This window comes from Arcobacter pernae, assembly GCF_049472135.1.
Taxonomy (GTDB): Bacteria; Campylobacterota; Campylobacteria; order Campylobacterales; family Arcobacteraceae; genus Arcobacter_B.
This window is the reverse complement of record NZ_JBMOVV010000002.1, coordinates 276357-292401: the sequence shown is the minus strand read 5'-3', so window position 1 is coordinate 292401 and position 16045 is coordinate 276357. Positions and strand designations below refer to the sequence as shown.

Genomic DNA, 16045 nt, shown 5'->3' with positions numbered 1-16045 from the left:
ATTTTTTAATTTTTCTATATTAAATTTTAATGATATAATAAATTAAAAAGATTTATTATGAATACAAAATATAAACCTGTAGCTTGTCACTTTTATGATGAACTTGAAAGTGCAGCTGTAAAACGAAGTTTAAATAAAATCATTTTTATTAATGATGAAAATAAAGAAGAAACAATTGAAGATTTAATTTTAGATTTTAAAACACTAAATAAAGAAGAATTCGCTCTTTTAAAAAGTGGTTTAAAAATAAGACTTGATAAAATTATCAACTTTAATGAACTAGATCCTAAAAGCTTCTAGTTCTTTTTATTTATTTCAAAGGTTGTATATGCAACTATTGCATATACAATTAAAGGAATTTTATGAACTATGAACTACATTGGTCAATCGGTTTTAAAATAAACCAGACTGCAAATAAACTAAATAGTAAGTTCTCTCAAATCCTACAACAATATGATATAGCCCCTGAACAAAGGGCTACTTTAGAGATAATAAAATATGAAAAAGATGTAAATCAGACAAAAATCTCTAAGATTTTAGGAAAAGATAAAACTACAGTAAGTAGAGCTTTGAGAACATTAGAAAGAAAAGAGCTTATCATCAAAGATAGAATAGATAGAAGAACTAATCTAATCAAACTAAGCCCTAAAGGTGAAGATATTTTGGAAAAAACAAAAAATGAAGTTAAAGATTTTAGACAAAGTATTGTTCAAAATATTTCAGATGAAGAGTTTAAACTATTAAACTCTTTACTTGAAAAAGTTGTATCTAATATAGAGTGTAAAAAATGAGAAAATCAATAAACCATATATATCTTATTATTTTATTATCAGCTCTTTCTTCAGTTGCACCTATGGGTGTAGATACTTACTTGCCATCTATTCCACAAATTGCTAAATATTTTAGTGTAAGTATTGAAAAGATTGAACTTTCATTATCTATTTTTCTTATTGGTTTTTCTATAGGACAAATTTTTGGAGGCCCTATTTCAGATAGATATGGAAGAAGAAAAGGCTCAATTGTAGGTCTTATTGGATTTAGTTTTTTCAGTTTTCTAATAATCTTCTCTTCAAATATTTATGAACTTTGGGTATATAGATTTCTTGAAGCATTCTTTGGTGGAATAGTTGTAGTAAACGCAGCAGCTAGTGTAAGAGATAGGTTTCATGGAAAAGAAGCAGCAAAAGTATTCTCGCTTATGGGAATGGTAAGAAGTGTTGCACCTATGGTTGCACCATTTATTGGTGCGTTTATTATTCACTTTTATAGCTGGAAAGCTGTATTTATATTTTTAACTATTTATCCTTTAGTTATTGCTTTTTTAGTTTATAAGGATTTAGAAGAGAGTTTTACTTATGTAAAACAAAATATATTTAACTCTTTCAAAATTGTCTTAACACACAAAGAAGCTGTTAAATATATGCTAGTTCTTGGTTTAACGTTTGGTGGATTTTTTATTCTAATTTCAAAAAGTTCATTTATTTATATAGAACACTATGGAATTTCAACAGATTATTTCCCGTTCTTTTTTGGAGTAAACTTCATTGTACTTATGGCTTTAATAAGAGTAAATGTTTACTTACTTAAAAGTTTTAGTATGAAACAAATAGTTAAACTTGCACTATTTGTACAAATCATATCAGGGGCTTTATTTACTTTAAACTATGAAGCTATACCTTTAGTATTTACAGTGGTACTTATAGCTTGTTATATGGGTGTTATGGCTTTTGTATTTGGAAACTGTTTGGCTTTAGCTATTGAGTTCTTCCCGAAAAATGCAGGAGTTGCTTCAAGTGTAATTGGAGTTTTACAGTTTGGATTAGGAGCGATAGTTTCTTCTATTTCTTTAAGTTTTACAGATCATACTTTCTTGCCAATTGCAATAAGTATAACTATCTCATCAATCTTAGCTATTTTGCTTCTAAGAAAATAAGTATAAAGTTTTAAAAACTTTATACTTCTAAATCAAAAAACATCTCTTCTGTTTTTTGGTATTTTGCTACAGAACAAGTTATTTTAACAGCATTATCATAATCTTTAAACTCGTCTAAGAATAGTTTCTTTAACTTTTCAACATCTGCTGTTCTAAAAATGAAATATCCTAAAATATCAGTATGTCTTGAACCTGGTTTTTCGATACCAAAGCTATCAAACTTCCAATGTACACCTTTAGAGAAAAAGAAAACCTCTTTAATTCTCTTTTTTAAATCTGCTCTAACATTGTTATTAAACTCTTTTAAGTGAACATAAAAAGCAACATTTGTATTAAATTCATCTTGAACTAATTTTTTCTGACTATCTGTAATTGGTTCTTGTGTGATTTCTCCGCTCATAAAATGCCTTTTTACTCTAATTTTTTTGTAATTATATAGAATAAAAATAAGAATAAGGATAAATATAGAACTTAATTAAAAATTTAATACAATTTATCTATCATATTTTATTATTATTTTAATATGCAAACTATATAATGAAAATATCTTCTAATTAAAAGGCTTTATTATGAACTTTGAAATGGATTTAGAACAATTAGTATGGAAAAGTGAATATAATATTGGAAACCTACAAATAGATAAAGAGCATCAACAACTCTTTGATATTGCTAGAAAAGCTTTTAACATAAACAAGCTACAAGATGAAAAAACAAAACTTTTAGAGTTAAAAAAAGTTGTTACCGAACTTTTTGAATATGTAGGTAATCATTTTAATGATGAGCAAAAATTTATGGAAAGAATTAAATACCCTCATCTTGATGAACATAAAACTCTTCATACAAAAATGATTGACAAACTAAAAACACTTATAAAAGATTTTAATTCCCTTGAAATAAAAGAGATTGAAAAAGAGCTTTTTGTATTTATTGATAACTACTTTGTAAAACATATTATTTTAGAAGACAAAAAAATCCAACTTTGGCAAACACCTTTAGATGAGCTAAGAAAAAACTTTGGCTGGAAACACATTTATAGTGTAAACAACTCAAAAATAGACCAAGAACATAAACAACTTTTTGATATTGCAAAAGAGGCTTTTAAACCAGTAGATGAAAAAGAGCGAACAAAAAAAGTAAAAAATATTCTAATAGAACTTTATGATTATATGAAAACTCACTTCAATGATGAAGAAGAGTATATGCAACAAATCCAATATCCAGAACTTGAAAAACACAAGAAGATTCATAAAGAGATAATCAAAGAATTAAATAGTTTTGTTCAAAAACTACCACAATTAAAAACTGAAGTATTTGAAAAAGAGTTGGCTATTATCATTGATTTAACTCTTGTACAACACATAATTCAAGAAGATAGAAAAATCATACGATGGCAACAAAGTAAAGTATAATAAGTTTTACTTATGTAAATATTATAACTTTTTAATATTATTCTTAAACTTATTTTAAAGACTATTCTTATATCATAAATAAAAATATAAGGATAACTAATGAAACTAAAATCACTTTTAATTATATCACTACTTAGTGTGAGCTCTTTATTTGCTCAAGACTTTATAGACTATAAGCAATTAGCTAATAATCTAATAAATGAGAATAAAAAAGCAGGAAACTATGCCACTGATGAAGAAGTAAAAAAAGCTTTAGAAGCTAAAGACTGGCTAGTTGTAGATGTTAGAACAAAAGAAGAATGGGCTTCTTCTCACATAAAAGGAAGTGCTAGAGTTGGAAGACAAGCACCTGAAAAAGCACTAGAACTATTTGTTTATGATGAAAATGAAAACTTTGTCAAAAAGAATCTGATTGTTATTTGTAATACTGCAAAAAGAGCAGCTATTGAAGCTGAGACATTTAAAAAGATGGGCTTTAGTCAAGTAAAAATTTATGATATTTATTCATGGATTGATAACTGTAATCCTGTATCAACAGGTTATTCATCGAAAAAGAATAAAGCTGGAACAAAAAATAAGTTTGGTCAATTCTACGCACAGCATTGTAAAAAATAAAGATAAAGCCAAATTTATTTGGCTCTATCCCTAACTATTTAAAAATTGAAAAAACTTCTTTTCATAAATAGATAAATACCATATATTAGCACACTGCTCGCTAATAAAAATAGTATTCCCTCAAACTTAATAGTTGCCACTTCTACATAAGGCACATAAGAGAAAGTTAGACCTAAAAAGATTCCATATAAAGCAAATAAAGATATGTAAACTACATTTATAAACTTTTGAGCAGGAACAAGAGAAACTTTCTTTTTGAAGTGGGTTGTAAGTACAAAAATACCTACACTAATAAGTAAAAACATAAGACCAGCTAACATAATACTATTTTCCAGAATTAATGTATTTACAATAAAATAGCCTATAACTCCAAGGAAAAGTATTAACGATAAATATATACCATTTCTTACCATGACTTATCCTTTCTATTGACTTTTATTTAATTATAAGACAAATCTTTTGGATTAATACTTACAATTAAAAACTAGTGTTTTATTTAAGTTTCATTAAATACTTCCAGTTTTACCTCATCTGCCATTTTTCTATAATCAATATTGCTTTTACTTTTTTTATCTAACCAAAGTTTGATATAAGAATCACCATCATACATATTTAACTGCTTTATAGGATCAAAAACTCTATAAGTTTTATCATTCCCTACATGGGCTTGATAAGCGAAGTTGCCATAGTTAGAAGCCGGATTATAATCTACTAAGTAGCTTTCAAAAAAAGCAGCACAAATACGCCAATCTAATCCTAAATTCTTTACAAAATAACTAGCAACTAACTGTCTATTTCTATTTGATAACCAACCGGTACTTTTTAACTCAACAATACTTGCATCAATAATATCAATGTTTGTATTTGCATTAAAAAATTTATCTAAACTTTTTTTGTCATTTCTAAAATTAAAATCTATACCTTTTAATCCTGATTTTAAAAAAAGTCTATTTTTAGAATATAACATCACCAAATGAAAAAAATCTCTCCATAAAAGCTCAAAATAAATCCAATAAGAAGATTGACTGCTATAACCTCTTCTTTCTTCCTCTTTTAGTCTGTGATAAATTGTTCTTGCTGAAATATTACCTGCTGATAAATAAGGAGAAAACTTTGTAGAGTTATCAAAACCACTCATAGCATTTCTTGTATCTTTATAGCTATGGATATTATTCATATAATCCTCTACTCTTTGTTTTGCACTTAACTCACCCCCTTTGAAAAATATGGCATTTTTTGGATAAGTTAGTACTTTATTACAAATACTTAGTGATTCAAACTCTACAGTTTTAACCTTATTTGGTAATCCTAAGGGTTTTGGGACTTCTAATTTTTCAGCTTTATTTCTAAAATGACTAAAACTTTTTGTAAAATCAAACTCAAATGGTTCTATCATAGTTTGATTGAAATAGCTTTTATGTTTATATGCTGTAAAAACTTGTTGAAGAAGCTGTTCTTCAACTCCTACTTCGTTATTGAAGTAAATAGTAATATCAAATTTGTCTGACAGTTTAGCTAGTGTATTTGAAAAATCATTTGTAAAACACAAATTTACACCATATGATTTTAGGTTTGTATATAACTGCTGTAGTGATTCTTTTATGAAGGTTTCTCTAAATTTTCCACACTTTTTAAATCCAAATAGTTCACCTTCTAAGATTTCAAAACTATACAGTCCTAAAACTACATCATTTTCTTTTGTAGCATGATATAAACATGGATTGTCTTCTACTCGAAGATTATTTCTAAATATAACTATGGCTAACTTCATAAAAGACATTTTAATATAAATCCCTTTTTGTTGATAGGGAAAAAATGTCTTTCGAAGCTATTTATTTATGCAATTGAAACTTTTTCTTTATCTATGTAGTTTCTACAATCAATACAATATTTAGCGTGTGGTTTTACTCTAAGTCTTTTAATAGTAATTTCACTATCACACATCTCACAAAGGCCTGTATATGTTCCATTTTCTATTTTTAATAATGAATGATTAATTAAACCTAACTCTTTTAACTGTTGATTCTTGATATGAGTATCATTTGTATAATCTCTACTAGCAGCTGCAAAGTCTGCTTCATCATTTAAGTCCATATTACTTAATGAATCATGTTCATTTGAAATAGTTTGTAGCGTAGATTCTATCTTAGCTTTATTTTCTAAAAGAAGAGTTTTAATTTCTTCAATATGTTTTTTACTTAAAGCTCTTTTTGGCATTTGTTTTCCTATAATTTCTTTATATTTTACAATACCGCAACTTAGTTGCGAATAAAGAAAGATGTTATGAATATATTTTTAAGTTTTATTAAAAAAGCAATAAATGATAAAAACTATATAAGTTTTACTTACGAAAACAAGCTATATAGGCCTATACAGCCACTAAAACTATCTGAAGATAAAATACTTCATACAGATCAAGGTACTTTTGAATTTTCAAAAATCAAAAACCTTACTGTATTAAAAGATAGATTTTAATATTATTTTATTACTAATTTAATTTCGATGGGAATTATACTGTTTTAAGAACTTTTCTTTATAGAATAATTGTATATTTTTTATATAGTTTAAAACAAAAAAAGATGGTGGAAAGATGAATACAACTGAATTAATGAATACAGCTTTAGATTTAGCAAATCTAGATGAAATGCCTTATGATACAAATATAATTGTTGAAGGTGAAAATATAAAAAAAGTCCTTATTGGAATTGATATGGAAACGCCTGAATTACTCCTTGCAAAAGAGTTAGGATATGACTGTGTAGTATCACATCATCCAAAAGCAGATGCCTCTCTTGTTGATTTTGCAAAAGTGATGGATGTTCAAATACACAGAATGGTAAAAGCTGGAGTTCCAATAAATAAAGCACAAAAGCTTCTTAGAAAAAGACAAGCAAGCGTTGATTTAGGAAGTCATGCTCTAAACTACGATAGAGTAAGTTCAGCAGCTAGACTTATGAAAATGCCATATTTAAATATCCATATTCCAGCTGATTTTATAACAGAAGAGATAGTTCAATCAAGACTTAACAAAGCTTTTGAAGATAAACCACTTACGAAACTAAAAGATATTATGGATGAGTTAAACTCGTGGGAATATTATCAAGATAAGATAGCAAAACCTGTTATTAGAGTTGGTTCAAATGATGATTATGCAGGAAGAATAGAAGTACTTATGGCAGGTGGTACTAGTGGTGGTGCTGATGTATATAAAGCTTATTTTGAAGCAGGCGTTGGAACAATTATTGCTATGCATATTCCAGAAGATGTAAAAAAAGCTGTAATTGAACAAAATATAGGAAATGTAATAATAGCACCTCATATGCCAAGTGATAGCATAGGTTTACTTGAAATTGTAAAAGCTTGGAGAAGTCAAGGAGTAGAAGTTACTTGTATGAGTGGAATTGTGGAGTAGCTCCACAATTTCAAATACTTTTATTAAGAGTTAAAAACTTTAGAGATTAACTCTTTGTATGCTCTATCAATTTTAGAGTTCGCTTCCTCGATAGACTCGCTATCTCTTAACTGTGTTGATAAAACAATATTTAAACTATCTTCTATAGAGTCTTCATCTGCAAATACTTCAACTTCATTGATTTGTGAGAACTGTTCTAAAATAAGCTTGTTAAAATCCTCAATAGAAATAAATTCATCTTTATCTAAAATCTCAATAGATTTTGAGATAAAAGCCTTGTCATCTTCTTTGAACATATTTAAAGAGTAAGTATCACTATCACAGTAGATTTCGATATTATCGCAGATATCTGTGTTTTTTAATCTATAAAAATCACTTAAGTGTTCTTTTTGGATATTTACTACTTCAACTATACTTTGATCTATAAAATTTCTTGTGCTGATAACCGTATCATTAAGAAATACTTCCTTATCAATAATTCTAAGACTCATTTATGCTCCTGTGTTTTTATAGTACAATTTTACCATGTATAGGTGCAGGGGTGTGTCGCAAAACTGCTATAATTTGTAATTTACAAAATAGTGGATATTTTAAAATATTATTATGAATCTCATTATTAGCTAGTAATAAACTTGATTATTTATCATAAATAAAATAATGAAAATATAAATTTATTGATTTTGTTTATTTGGTTTTTATGTCTTGTTCATAGTATATATTTAGTTTATTGGTTTATTAGATTTATTTATAGCTTGAATTGCTATTTTATTTTTGGGTTTTGATTGAAATATTGGTTTATTTACTTTTAGTTTGGACTTTTAAGTTTTATAAAAAGGATATTTCTTTCTTTTCTTTTTATAAAGAAAAGAAAGAAAAGAAAAGCGTGAGCTAAGTTCCAAAATAGCTAAAAAATAAAATGAAATCTTAAAATTTGAAAACTCGCTCCGCTCAAACAGTTCAAATTTCTTTACAGATTTAATTTAATTTTTCTTTACGCGATTTTGAAAATGCTCACATCTTTAAATCACCATTTACTATATAAATTCTCAAAATCTAAGGTGTATGTAGATTTATTAATCTTTGCTTTATAAATATCAAAATAACCTTTACTATCCCATCTTTCAACATAAGAAGTATAATCCATACTTTCTGCATTTGGTCCATAAGTTAATGAACATATAGAATGAGGACACATTTTAAATAAATACATATTATTTGGGTTCTTTGAATATTTAGTTAATAAAAAAGCTAGTATTGATCTATCTTCATGATTATCAATTCTATCTAAATAAAAAGTTGTTTGATTCTTCTCTATATTACTCTCTACTATAGATTTATCTTTAATAAATAATTCTTTTAATTTATTTAATTCATCATCTGCTAAAAACTCAATTACAACCTTGTCTGCTTGTTCTAATTTCAAAATAATTCTATGTTCTTTTTCATAAATCCACTCTTCACTTTTTTGTTGAAAAATTTCATATAAAATTTGATTTTCACCTGTTACTAAAATATTAGAATAATCTCTATCAAACATATCTACTTTATACATTGGTTGTTTTCGATAACTAATTGGAATAATTTTACCATCAAATAAAATTGGAGCATTAAAAAGAGGTTTATCAAGCATGAATAAATTATCAAATATTGAGCCACTAACATACCCAGACTTACTTATTCCAATAAGAGAACCCTTATACTCATTAGCATAATGTGCCCACATTAATAAATTATCTTTTGCCTCAGTAAAAGAGATAACACCTATTTTATGTTTTTCTTCCTCTAAATTATTAATTAACTTCTCATCTTGTAAATCTTCACTCTCAAAATATTTAGATAATTTTGTAAGACTATCTTTACAATAAACTCCTTCAAAAGGGTCATTAAGTGCATTTAACTGTGTTGCTCTTATATAACCATCTGCTAAAATATAATCATGATTAGCTACAAATTTATATAGTAAATGCGTCAATAGAGATCCTTTCTTTAATAATAGCTAGAAATTAGTCAATTTTGTTCTAGTTCAAGGCGGAGGAAAAATTAGCTTAGGAGCTTACTAGAAGTAAGTGAGTAAGTTAATTTTTTTGACAACGCCGAAATTGAACAAAAGTGACTAGTTTATAGCTATTATTTTCTCCCTAGTGATTTTCCGGCTAAATACCCACTCGCCCACGCAAAGTGTAGATTAAATCCACCCCTATTTCCTACTATATCTAGTACCTCTCCTGCGAAGTATAGGTTTTTGCATTTTTTGCTTTCGTATGTTTTTGGGTCAACCTCATCGGTTCTCACCCCTCCTCCACTAGCTTCTGCGTGTTTGAAGCCTTGGGTGTCTGTGATTTTGAATCGCCAGTTTATTAGGTTATTTATTATTGCTCTTATTTGTTTTGCGTTTATATCTTTTGCTAGGGTTTCTGTTGGGATTTTACAGTTTTCTAGGATTATTGGAGCTAGTTTATTTGAGATTAGTCCTGTTAGTAAAAGTGAGGCTTTTTGATTTGGTAAGGATTTTAAAAGTGTTTCTATTGAAGCTAAAAGTTCATTTCTATTTATAGTTGGGAAAAGATTTATGGCTATCTGTACATCTTGGTATAAACTTAGAGGATATACTGCATATTGAGATATATCCAATATAGCAAAACCTGATACTCCATATTTTGTAAATAGCACATCTCCTACTATAGAAGCCTCTTTATTTCCATCTATATAAAGTGTAACTTCTGATTCTTTTTTTACACCTTGAAGTCTGCTTTTTTGCTCATAGTCTGTATGAAGTCCTACAAGTGATGGATATGTTAGGTTTGAAGAGTGTCCAAATTTTGAAGCAAAATCTATTCCATTTTCAGTTGCATTTAGTTGTGGAGCTGCTGCTAGACCACAACTTACCACTACTTTATCATACTCTTTATAGCTTTTCTCTTCTGTTTTTAGTTCAAACTTATCGTTTTGTTTTTCTATGTCTTCTACTTTTACACCTAAAATTAGGTTTATACCTAAAGACTCACATGTACTTTCAAGTAAGTTTACAACTGATTTTGCTTCATTTGATAGGGGATATACTTTACAAGTCTCTTTTATATCAAGTAAAAGTCCTATACTTTTACAGAACTTTTCAAAGTCATTAAAAGTAAACTGCTTTAGGGCATCTTTTACAAAAGAGGGATTTTCTCCAATATAGTTGTTATATGTGATATTTGAGTTTGAGATATTACATCTTCCATTTCCTGATGCTAATATCTTTTTTCCAATTCCTTTGTTTATATCAAATACATCTATATTTAAATCTTTATTTAATCTCTTAGCAGTTATTGCTGCCATAATACCAGCAGCCCCTGCTCCAATAATCGCTATCTTCAAAATCTATCCTCTTTTTATTTCTTGATGGAATTATACTTTATATATGATGACAGCAAGGTTTAGTAAAATACTGCTAGCCAAATAGTTGGCTTTTTTGTATCTGTATATTTAACTCTATGTTTCACATGAGCCTTTATATCTATATAATCATCTTTACATAACTTCACTTCTTTTACTTTATCATCTTCTTTAAACTCCAAGATTGCCTCACCATCTAAAAGTAAAACAAACTCATTTTCCTCTTGGTCATACCAAAAATCTTTTGGACTTGTTTGTCCTGTAGATACAATTCTTTCAATTCTTACATTATTATTCTTTACTAAATCACTAAAGATTTCTTCTTTAGCATTTATGTTTATACCATCTAAAATAGAACTTTTTTCCATATATAACCTCTTTTATTTAGTATAAATTATAGCATTTTTTTAGCTTTTTTAGTTGATTTTATTCTAAAGTAAACTAATCAACTTTACTTTTTTACACTAATTTTTAAAAAAATTTTCTATTTTGTCTATTTTTTTACTCAAGATTGTATTTAACTTGATAAAATAGTATTGTAAGTACCATTTTATGGTACTTTAGTAATCTATTCAAGATTAGTGTTTTTTAGTCAAAATTATCCGTAAAACCCTAAATTAAAGTAATTTAGTAAAGAATATCAAGTTAATTATGATTAAATCACTTGACATTAATTTTAAAATATATTACAATTTCGACATACAAAAAGAAGAAAGAAGAAAAAATATAAAGGATACAAAAATGCATAAAGAAACGATTGCAGTACATGGAGGCTACAACAATAAAGAGGGTTGGGGTACTATGTCTGTGCCGATTGCTCAAACAACTGCGTACGCATTTAGAGATGCTGAGCACGCTGCAAACTTATTTGCATTAAAAGAGTTAGGTTCAATCTATACTAGATTAACAAATCCAACTACTGATGTATTAGAGCAAAGACTTGCTCAACTTGAAGGTGGAGCTGGAGCAATTTGTGTATCTAGTGGTCAAGCTGCTATTTTTTATGCTATTTCAAACGTAGCTGAAGCAGGTGACAATATTCTTATCTCTGACAAATTATATGGTGGAGCTGTTACACTTTTAACTCACACTATTAAAAGATTTGGAATTACAGCAAAAGTATTTAAAAGTGCAGATGCTTCTGATTTAGAAGAGCAAATTGATGATAATACTAAAGCGATTTTCTTTGAGTCTTTATCAAACCCACAAATTGCAATTGCAGATGTGGAAAAAATCGTAGAGATTGGTAAAAGAAATGGAGTTTTAACTATTTGTGATAACACAGTAGCAAGTCCAGCTTTATTTAATCCAATCAAATGGGGAGTTGACGTAGTAGTTCACTCAACATCTAAGTTTATAAATGGTCAAGGTACTTCTGTTGGTGGTGCTGTTATTGAAAGAGATGGTTTAGCAGATTTCTTTAAAGCGAATCCAAAAAGATACTATCACTTTGTAGAACCAGATGCAAGTTACCATGGTTTAGTTTATACTGATGTGCCATTACCAAACTTCACTTTAAGAATTAGGTTAGCACTACTAAGAGATATTGGAGCTTGTCAATCTCCACACAACTCTTGGTTATTATTACAAACAATTGAAACTTTAGAACTTAGAATGGAAAAACACTCTAAAAACTCTTTAGAGGTTGCTAAATTCTTAGAGTCTCATCCAAAAGTTAAGTCTGTTAACTACCCTGGATTAGAGTCTAGCCCATACTACGATAAAGCACAAAAGTACTTTGAAGGTGGAAAAGCTTCTGGTCTTATCTCTTTTGAAGCTGAATCTTACGAAGCAGCAAAAAAAGTGATTGATAGTACTAAACTGTTTAGCGTTGTTGTAAATATTGGTGATTCTAAATCACTAATTGTTCAGCCTGCTTCTACAACTCACTCTCAGTTAAGCCCTGAAGAGTTAGCAAAAGCTGGTGTAAACCCTACTACGGTTAGATTATCAATTGGTTTAGAAAATTCTGCTGATTTAATTGAAGACTTAAATCAAGCGTTAAATTAAGAGAGAAATTAAAATGCCGTTAATATCCACAAAGGGTGTATATGGTCTTACGGCCATGTACGAACTAAGTAAGCATGAGAAGGAAACTCCGATGCAAATCAAAGAGATTTCTTCAAATGCTAACATTCCTCAAAACTACTTAGAACAACTTCTAAGTAAGTTAAGAAGAGCCGAACTAGTAAAAAGTATTAGAGGTGCTAAGGGTGGATATATCCTAGCTCATGATGCTAAAGATATCAAAGTTGTTGATATTCTTATAGCATTGGAGGATGATTTAAAGATTGTTGATGCAAAAGCTTCAAATCCAATTTTGAATATCTTTTTTGATGATTCGAAGCAAAGCATGAAAAAAATATTTGATGTGACTCTAGCTGGTCTAGATGAATATCAAGATAAATACAATGAATTTTTACATTACAGTATATAAAGGAAATAAATTATGAATTACGCTGAAAATTTAACACAATTAATTGGAAACACTCCACTTGTAAAACTACAAGGTTCAAGTAACAAAAGTGGTGCAACAGTATTAGGTAAATGTGAGTTTATGAACCCTTCTCACTCTGTTAAAGATAGAATTGGTACAAACATGATTAACTCAGCTTTAGAGCAAGGTTTAATCAACAAAGATACAACAGTTATTGAGCCAACTTCTGGTAACACTGGTATTGCATTAGCTTCTGTTTGTGCAGCGTTAGGAATAAAACTAGTTCTTACAATGCCTTCATCAATGAGTATTGAAAGAAGAAGATTATTAAAAGCTTTAGGTGCTGATTTAGTATTAACTGAGCCAGAAAAAGGAATGAAAGGTGCTATCGATAAAGCAAGCGAATTAGCAGAGCAAACAGAAAACTCTTTCATCCCACAGCAGTTCCAAAATGGTGCTAACCCAGATATCCATAGAAAAACTACTGCACAAGAGATTTTAAAAGATACTGATGGAAAAATTGATATTTTAGTTGCTGCTATTGGTACAGGTGGAACTATTACAGGTGTTGGTGAAGTATTAAAACAACACAACCCAGATATTAAAATTGTTGCAGTTGAGCCAGAAGCTTCTCCTGTATTAAGTGGTGGTAAACCAGGTCCTCATAAGATTCAAGGTATTGGTGCAGGATTTGTTCCAGATGTATTAAATACAGAAGTTTACGATGAGATTATTACAGTTGCAAACGAAACTGCAATTGAGACTTCAAGAAACCTTGCACAAACTGAAGGTTTATTAATTGGTATTTCTGCAGGTGCAAATGCTTACGCAGCAGACGTAGTTGCAAACAGACCTGAAAATAAAGGTAAAACAATTGTAACTATCCTTTGTGATACAGGTGAGAGATACTTAAGCTCAGGACTATATAACTATGACGAAGAGTAAAAACTCTTCGTTATTATATAGCCCTTTAAGAAGAAAGGCAAAATAAATATGCATGAAAAACCTTATAGATCTGTCGTAAAGACTATATCTTGGAGAACTCTAGGAACTCTTGACACAATCGTAATCTCTTATTTTGTTACTGGTAATTTAGGAATGGCTGCTTCAATTGGTTCAATTGAGTTAGTTACAAAGATGGTTTTATACTACTTCCATGAAAGAGCATGGAATAAGATAAATCTAGGAAGAGTTAAACCAGCAGAGAATGATTATCAAATTTAGGTAAGGTATTTATGAGTAAAGAAATAGTAGATAGATTAAATAAAGATTTAGAAAATAAATCAACACAAGAAGTAATAGCTTTCTTTTTAGAAAACTATAAAGGTAAAGTTGCTCTAAGTTCTAGTTTAGCAGCAGAAGATCAAGCTGTAACAGACATAATGCTAAAAGCGGACAAAGAAGCTAAGATTTTTACATTAGACACAGGAAGATTACATCCAGAAACTTATGATGTTATGGATGCAACAAATTTAAAATACAATATTAAAATAGATGTATTTTTCCCAGATAACCAAAAAGTTCAAGAGTTATATCAAGAACAAGGTGTAAATGGTCACTACGAAAGTATTGAAAAAAGAAAAAACTGTTGTTTTATTAGAAAAATTGAGCCCTTAACAAGAGCACTAAAAGATTTAGATGTTTGGATTACAGGACTTAGAGCAGCTCAAAGTGTAACAAGAACAGATATGCCAGTTATTGAGTGGGATGACAACTTTAAAGTTATCAAAGTAAACCCTATTATTAATTGGAGTGAAGAGGATGTATGGAACTACATCAAAGAGAATAGAGTTCCATATAACAAGTTACATGACCAAGGCTTTCCAAGTATTGGATGTGCTCCATGTACTAGAGCCGTAAAAGAAGGTGAAGATATTAGAGCCGGAAGATGGTGGTGGGAAAACCCAGAACATAAAGAGTGTGGATTACACAAGAAATAAAGGAATCAAATGGAAATTAGTCAAGAGAGATTAACACATCTAAAACAGCTTGAAGCTGAATCAATGCACATTATGAAAGAAGTAGTTGCAGAGTTCTCAAACCCAGGTATGCTTTACTCTGTGGGGAAAGACTCTTCTGTAATGTTACACCTTTTACAAAAAGCATTCTACCCTGCTCCACCGCCACTACCATTAATGCACGTGGATACAAAGTGGAAATTCAAAGAGATGATTGAATTTAGAGATAGAAGAGCAAAAGAAGTAGGAATGGAGTTAATCGTTTACTCAAATCCTAAAGGTATTGAAATGGATATTTCTCCATTTGAGCACGGTTCTGCTTTACATACAGATATCATGAAAACTGAAGGTTTAAAAAATGCTTTAAATATCCAAAAGTTTGATGCTGTATTTGGAGGAGCAAGAAGAGATGAAGAAAAATCAAGAGCTAAAGAGAGAATCTACTCATTTAGAGATAAAAACCATAGATGGGATCCAAAGAACCAAAGACCAGAGTTATGGAATATTTACAATGGAAGACATACACAAGGTGAGTCAATTAGAGTATTCCCATTATCTAACTGGACAGAGCTTGATATTTGGCAATATATCTATTTAGAAAATATTGATATTCCTGATTTATACTTCTCAAAAGAGAGAGAAGTTGTAGAGTACATGGGTACAAAAATCATGGTTGACGATGATAGAGTTCCTGAAGATTTAAGAAAAACAGCTAAAAAAGAGAAAGTAAGATTTAGAACACTTGGATGTTACCCATTAACAGGTGCAGTTAATAGTGAAGCAACAACTCTTCCAGAGATTATTCAAGAGATGTTAACTTGTACAACATCTGAGAGACAAGGTAGACTAATAGATAGTGATGGTGACGCATCAATGGAGAAAAAGAAACAAGAAGGATATTTCTAA

At 29.2% G+C, this 16045-nt stretch carries 21 protein-coding genes; 13 read left to right on the top strand and 8 right to left on the bottom strand.

From position 1 onward, the window contains the following. Nucleotides 1-57 precede the first annotated feature (57 nt). The 3 genes from ACH5BF_RS03995 (at nt 58) to ACH5BF_RS03985 (ending at nt 1933) form a co-directional block, all read left to right on the top strand. Nucleotides 58-300, top strand: coding sequence for a hypothetical protein (locus tag ACH5BF_RS03995; RefSeq protein WP_423272873.1), 243 nt, complete (start codon nt 58-60; stop codon nt 298-300). Between the two features lie 62 nt (nt 301-362). Next, on the top strand, nt 363-791 hold the full coding sequence (locus ACH5BF_RS03990; protein ID WP_423272872.1) for a MarR family winged helix-turn-helix transcriptional regulator: 429 nt from the start codon (nt 363-365) through the stop codon (nt 789-791). Beyond that, nucleotides 788-1933, top strand: coding sequence for a multidrug effflux MFS transporter (locus ACH5BF_RS03985; RefSeq protein ID WP_423272871.1), 1146 nt, complete (start codon nt 788-790; stop codon nt 1931-1933). The genes ACH5BF_RS03990 and ACH5BF_RS03985 overlap by 4 nt, the downstream gene beginning before the upstream one ends. 19 nt (nt 1934-1952) lie before the next feature. On the opposite strand, the gene ACH5BF_RS03980 is transcribed toward ACH5BF_RS03985, so the two are convergent. After that, complete coding sequence (locus ACH5BF_RS03980; protein ID WP_423272869.1) at nt 1953-2333, bottom strand: hypothetical protein; 381 nt, start codon at nt 2331-2333, stop codon at nt 1953-1955. 169 nt (nt 2334-2502) lie between these two features. On the opposite strand from ACH5BF_RS03980, the gene ACH5BF_RS03975 reads away from it, so the two are divergent. Together ACH5BF_RS03975 and ACH5BF_RS03970 are read left to right on the top strand one after the other, a co-directional pair. Beyond that, nucleotides 2503-3342, top strand: a complete 840-nt coding sequence (locus ACH5BF_RS03975; protein WP_423272868.1) for a bacteriohemerythrin — start codon at nt 2503-2505, stop codon at nt 3340-3342. Nucleotides 3343-3441: 99 nt separating this feature from the next. Continuing rightward, entirely contained in the window at nt 3442-3957 is a 516-nt protein-coding gene (locus ACH5BF_RS03970; RefSeq protein WP_423272867.1) for a rhodanese-like domain-containing protein, read from the top strand. Nucleotides 3958-3995: 38 nt separating this feature from the next. Here the strand turns inward: ACH5BF_RS03970 and ACH5BF_RS03965 are convergent, their stop codons facing one another. The 3 genes from ACH5BF_RS03965 to dksA form a co-directional block, all read right to left on the bottom strand. Next, nucleotides 3996-4370 (bottom strand): hypothetical protein, encoded by a 375-nt coding sequence (locus ACH5BF_RS03965; RefSeq protein WP_423272866.1) that lies wholly within the window; start codon nt 4368-4370, stop codon nt 3996-3998. A gap of 83 nt (nt 4371-4453) precedes the next feature. After that, nucleotides 4454-5737 carry a DASH family cryptochrome gene (locus ACH5BF_RS03960; RefSeq protein WP_423272864.1) on the bottom strand — a complete coding sequence of 428 codons (1284 nt, stop codon included), beginning with the start codon at nt 5735-5737 and terminating at the stop codon, nt 4454-4456. A gap of 56 nt (nt 5738-5793) precedes the next feature. Next, complete coding sequence (dksA, locus tag ACH5BF_RS03955; protein WP_423272863.1) at nt 5794-6174, bottom strand: RNA polymerase-binding protein DksA; 381 nt, start codon at nt 6172-6174, stop codon at nt 5794-5796. A 66-nt stretch (nt 6175-6240) separates the two neighbouring features. Between dksA and ACH5BF_RS03950 the strand changes: the two genes are divergently transcribed. Together ACH5BF_RS03950 and ACH5BF_RS03945 are read left to right on the top strand one after the other, a co-directional pair. Next, on the top strand, nt 6241-6432 hold the full coding sequence (locus ACH5BF_RS03950; protein ID WP_423272862.1) for a hypothetical protein: 192 nt from the start codon (nt 6241-6243) through the stop codon (nt 6430-6432). Between the two features lie 115 nt (nt 6433-6547). Next, entirely contained in the window at nt 6548-7369 is an 822-nt protein-coding gene (locus ACH5BF_RS03945) for a hypothetical protein (protein ID WP_423272861.1), read from the top strand. 23 nt (nt 7370-7392) lie between these two features. Here ACH5BF_RS03945 and ACH5BF_RS03940 read toward each other — a convergent pair whose 3' ends face one another. The 4 genes from ACH5BF_RS03940 to ACH5BF_RS03925 all read right to left on the bottom strand — a co-directional run bounded on the left by ACH5BF_RS03940 (nt 7393) and on the right by ACH5BF_RS03925 (nt 11112). Further along, nucleotides 7393-7860 (bottom strand): hypothetical protein, encoded by a 468-nt coding sequence (locus tag ACH5BF_RS03940; protein WP_423272860.1) that lies wholly within the window; start codon nt 7858-7860, stop codon nt 7393-7395. Between the two features lie 533 nt (nt 7861-8393). Then, nucleotides 8394-9341 carry a DUF2971 domain-containing protein gene (locus ACH5BF_RS03935; protein ID WP_423272859.1) on the bottom strand — a complete coding sequence of 316 codons (948 nt, stop codon included), beginning with the start codon at nt 9339-9341 and terminating at the stop codon, nt 8394-8396. A gap of 155 nt (nt 9342-9496) precedes the next feature. Continuing rightward, complete coding sequence (locus tag ACH5BF_RS03930; RefSeq protein ID WP_423272858.1) at nt 9497-10726, bottom strand: BaiN/RdsA family NAD(P)/FAD-dependent oxidoreductase; 1230 nt, start codon at nt 10724-10726, stop codon at nt 9497-9499. Nucleotides 10727-10785: 59 nt separating this feature from the next. Beyond that, a complete protein-coding gene (locus ACH5BF_RS03925) occupies nt 10786-11112 on the bottom strand; it encodes a cupin domain-containing protein (protein ID WP_423272857.1) in 327 nt (108 codons plus the stop codon). 373 nt (nt 11113-11485) lie between these two features. Between ACH5BF_RS03925 and ACH5BF_RS03920 the strand changes: the two genes are divergently transcribed. Genes ACH5BF_RS03920 through cysD form a run of 6 tightly spaced genes read left to right on the top strand, consistent with a single transcriptional unit; the run spans nt 11486 to nt 16045 of the window. Beyond that, complete coding sequence (locus tag ACH5BF_RS03920) at nt 11486-12754, top strand: O-acetylhomoserine aminocarboxypropyltransferase/cysteine synthase family protein (protein WP_423272855.1); 1269 nt, start codon at nt 11486-11488, stop codon at nt 12752-12754. Nucleotides 12755-12767: 13 nt separating this feature from the next. Then, nucleotides 12768-13181 (top strand): RrF2 family transcriptional regulator, encoded by a 414-nt coding sequence (locus ACH5BF_RS03915; protein ID WP_423272854.1) that lies wholly within the window; start codon nt 12768-12770, stop codon nt 13179-13181. A 12-nt stretch (nt 13182-13193) separates the two neighbouring features. After that, on the top strand, nt 13194-14126 hold the full coding sequence (gene cysK, locus ACH5BF_RS03910; protein WP_423272853.1) for a cysteine synthase A: 933 nt from the start codon (nt 13194-13196) through the stop codon (nt 14124-14126). A 48-nt stretch (nt 14127-14174) separates the two neighbouring features. Beyond that, a complete protein-coding gene (locus ACH5BF_RS03905) occupies nt 14175-14405 on the top strand; it encodes a DUF2061 domain-containing protein (RefSeq protein WP_423272852.1) in 231 nt (76 codons plus the stop codon). Between the two features lie 11 nt (nt 14406-14416). Then, nucleotides 14417-15121, top strand: coding sequence for a phosphoadenylyl-sulfate reductase (locus ACH5BF_RS03900; RefSeq protein ID WP_423272850.1), 705 nt, complete (start codon nt 14417-14419; stop codon nt 15119-15121). 9 nt (nt 15122-15130) lie between these two features. After that, nucleotides 15131-16045, top strand: coding sequence for a sulfate adenylyltransferase subunit CysD (gene cysD / locus ACH5BF_RS03895; RefSeq protein ID WP_423272848.1), 915 nt, complete (start codon nt 15131-15133; stop codon nt 16043-16045).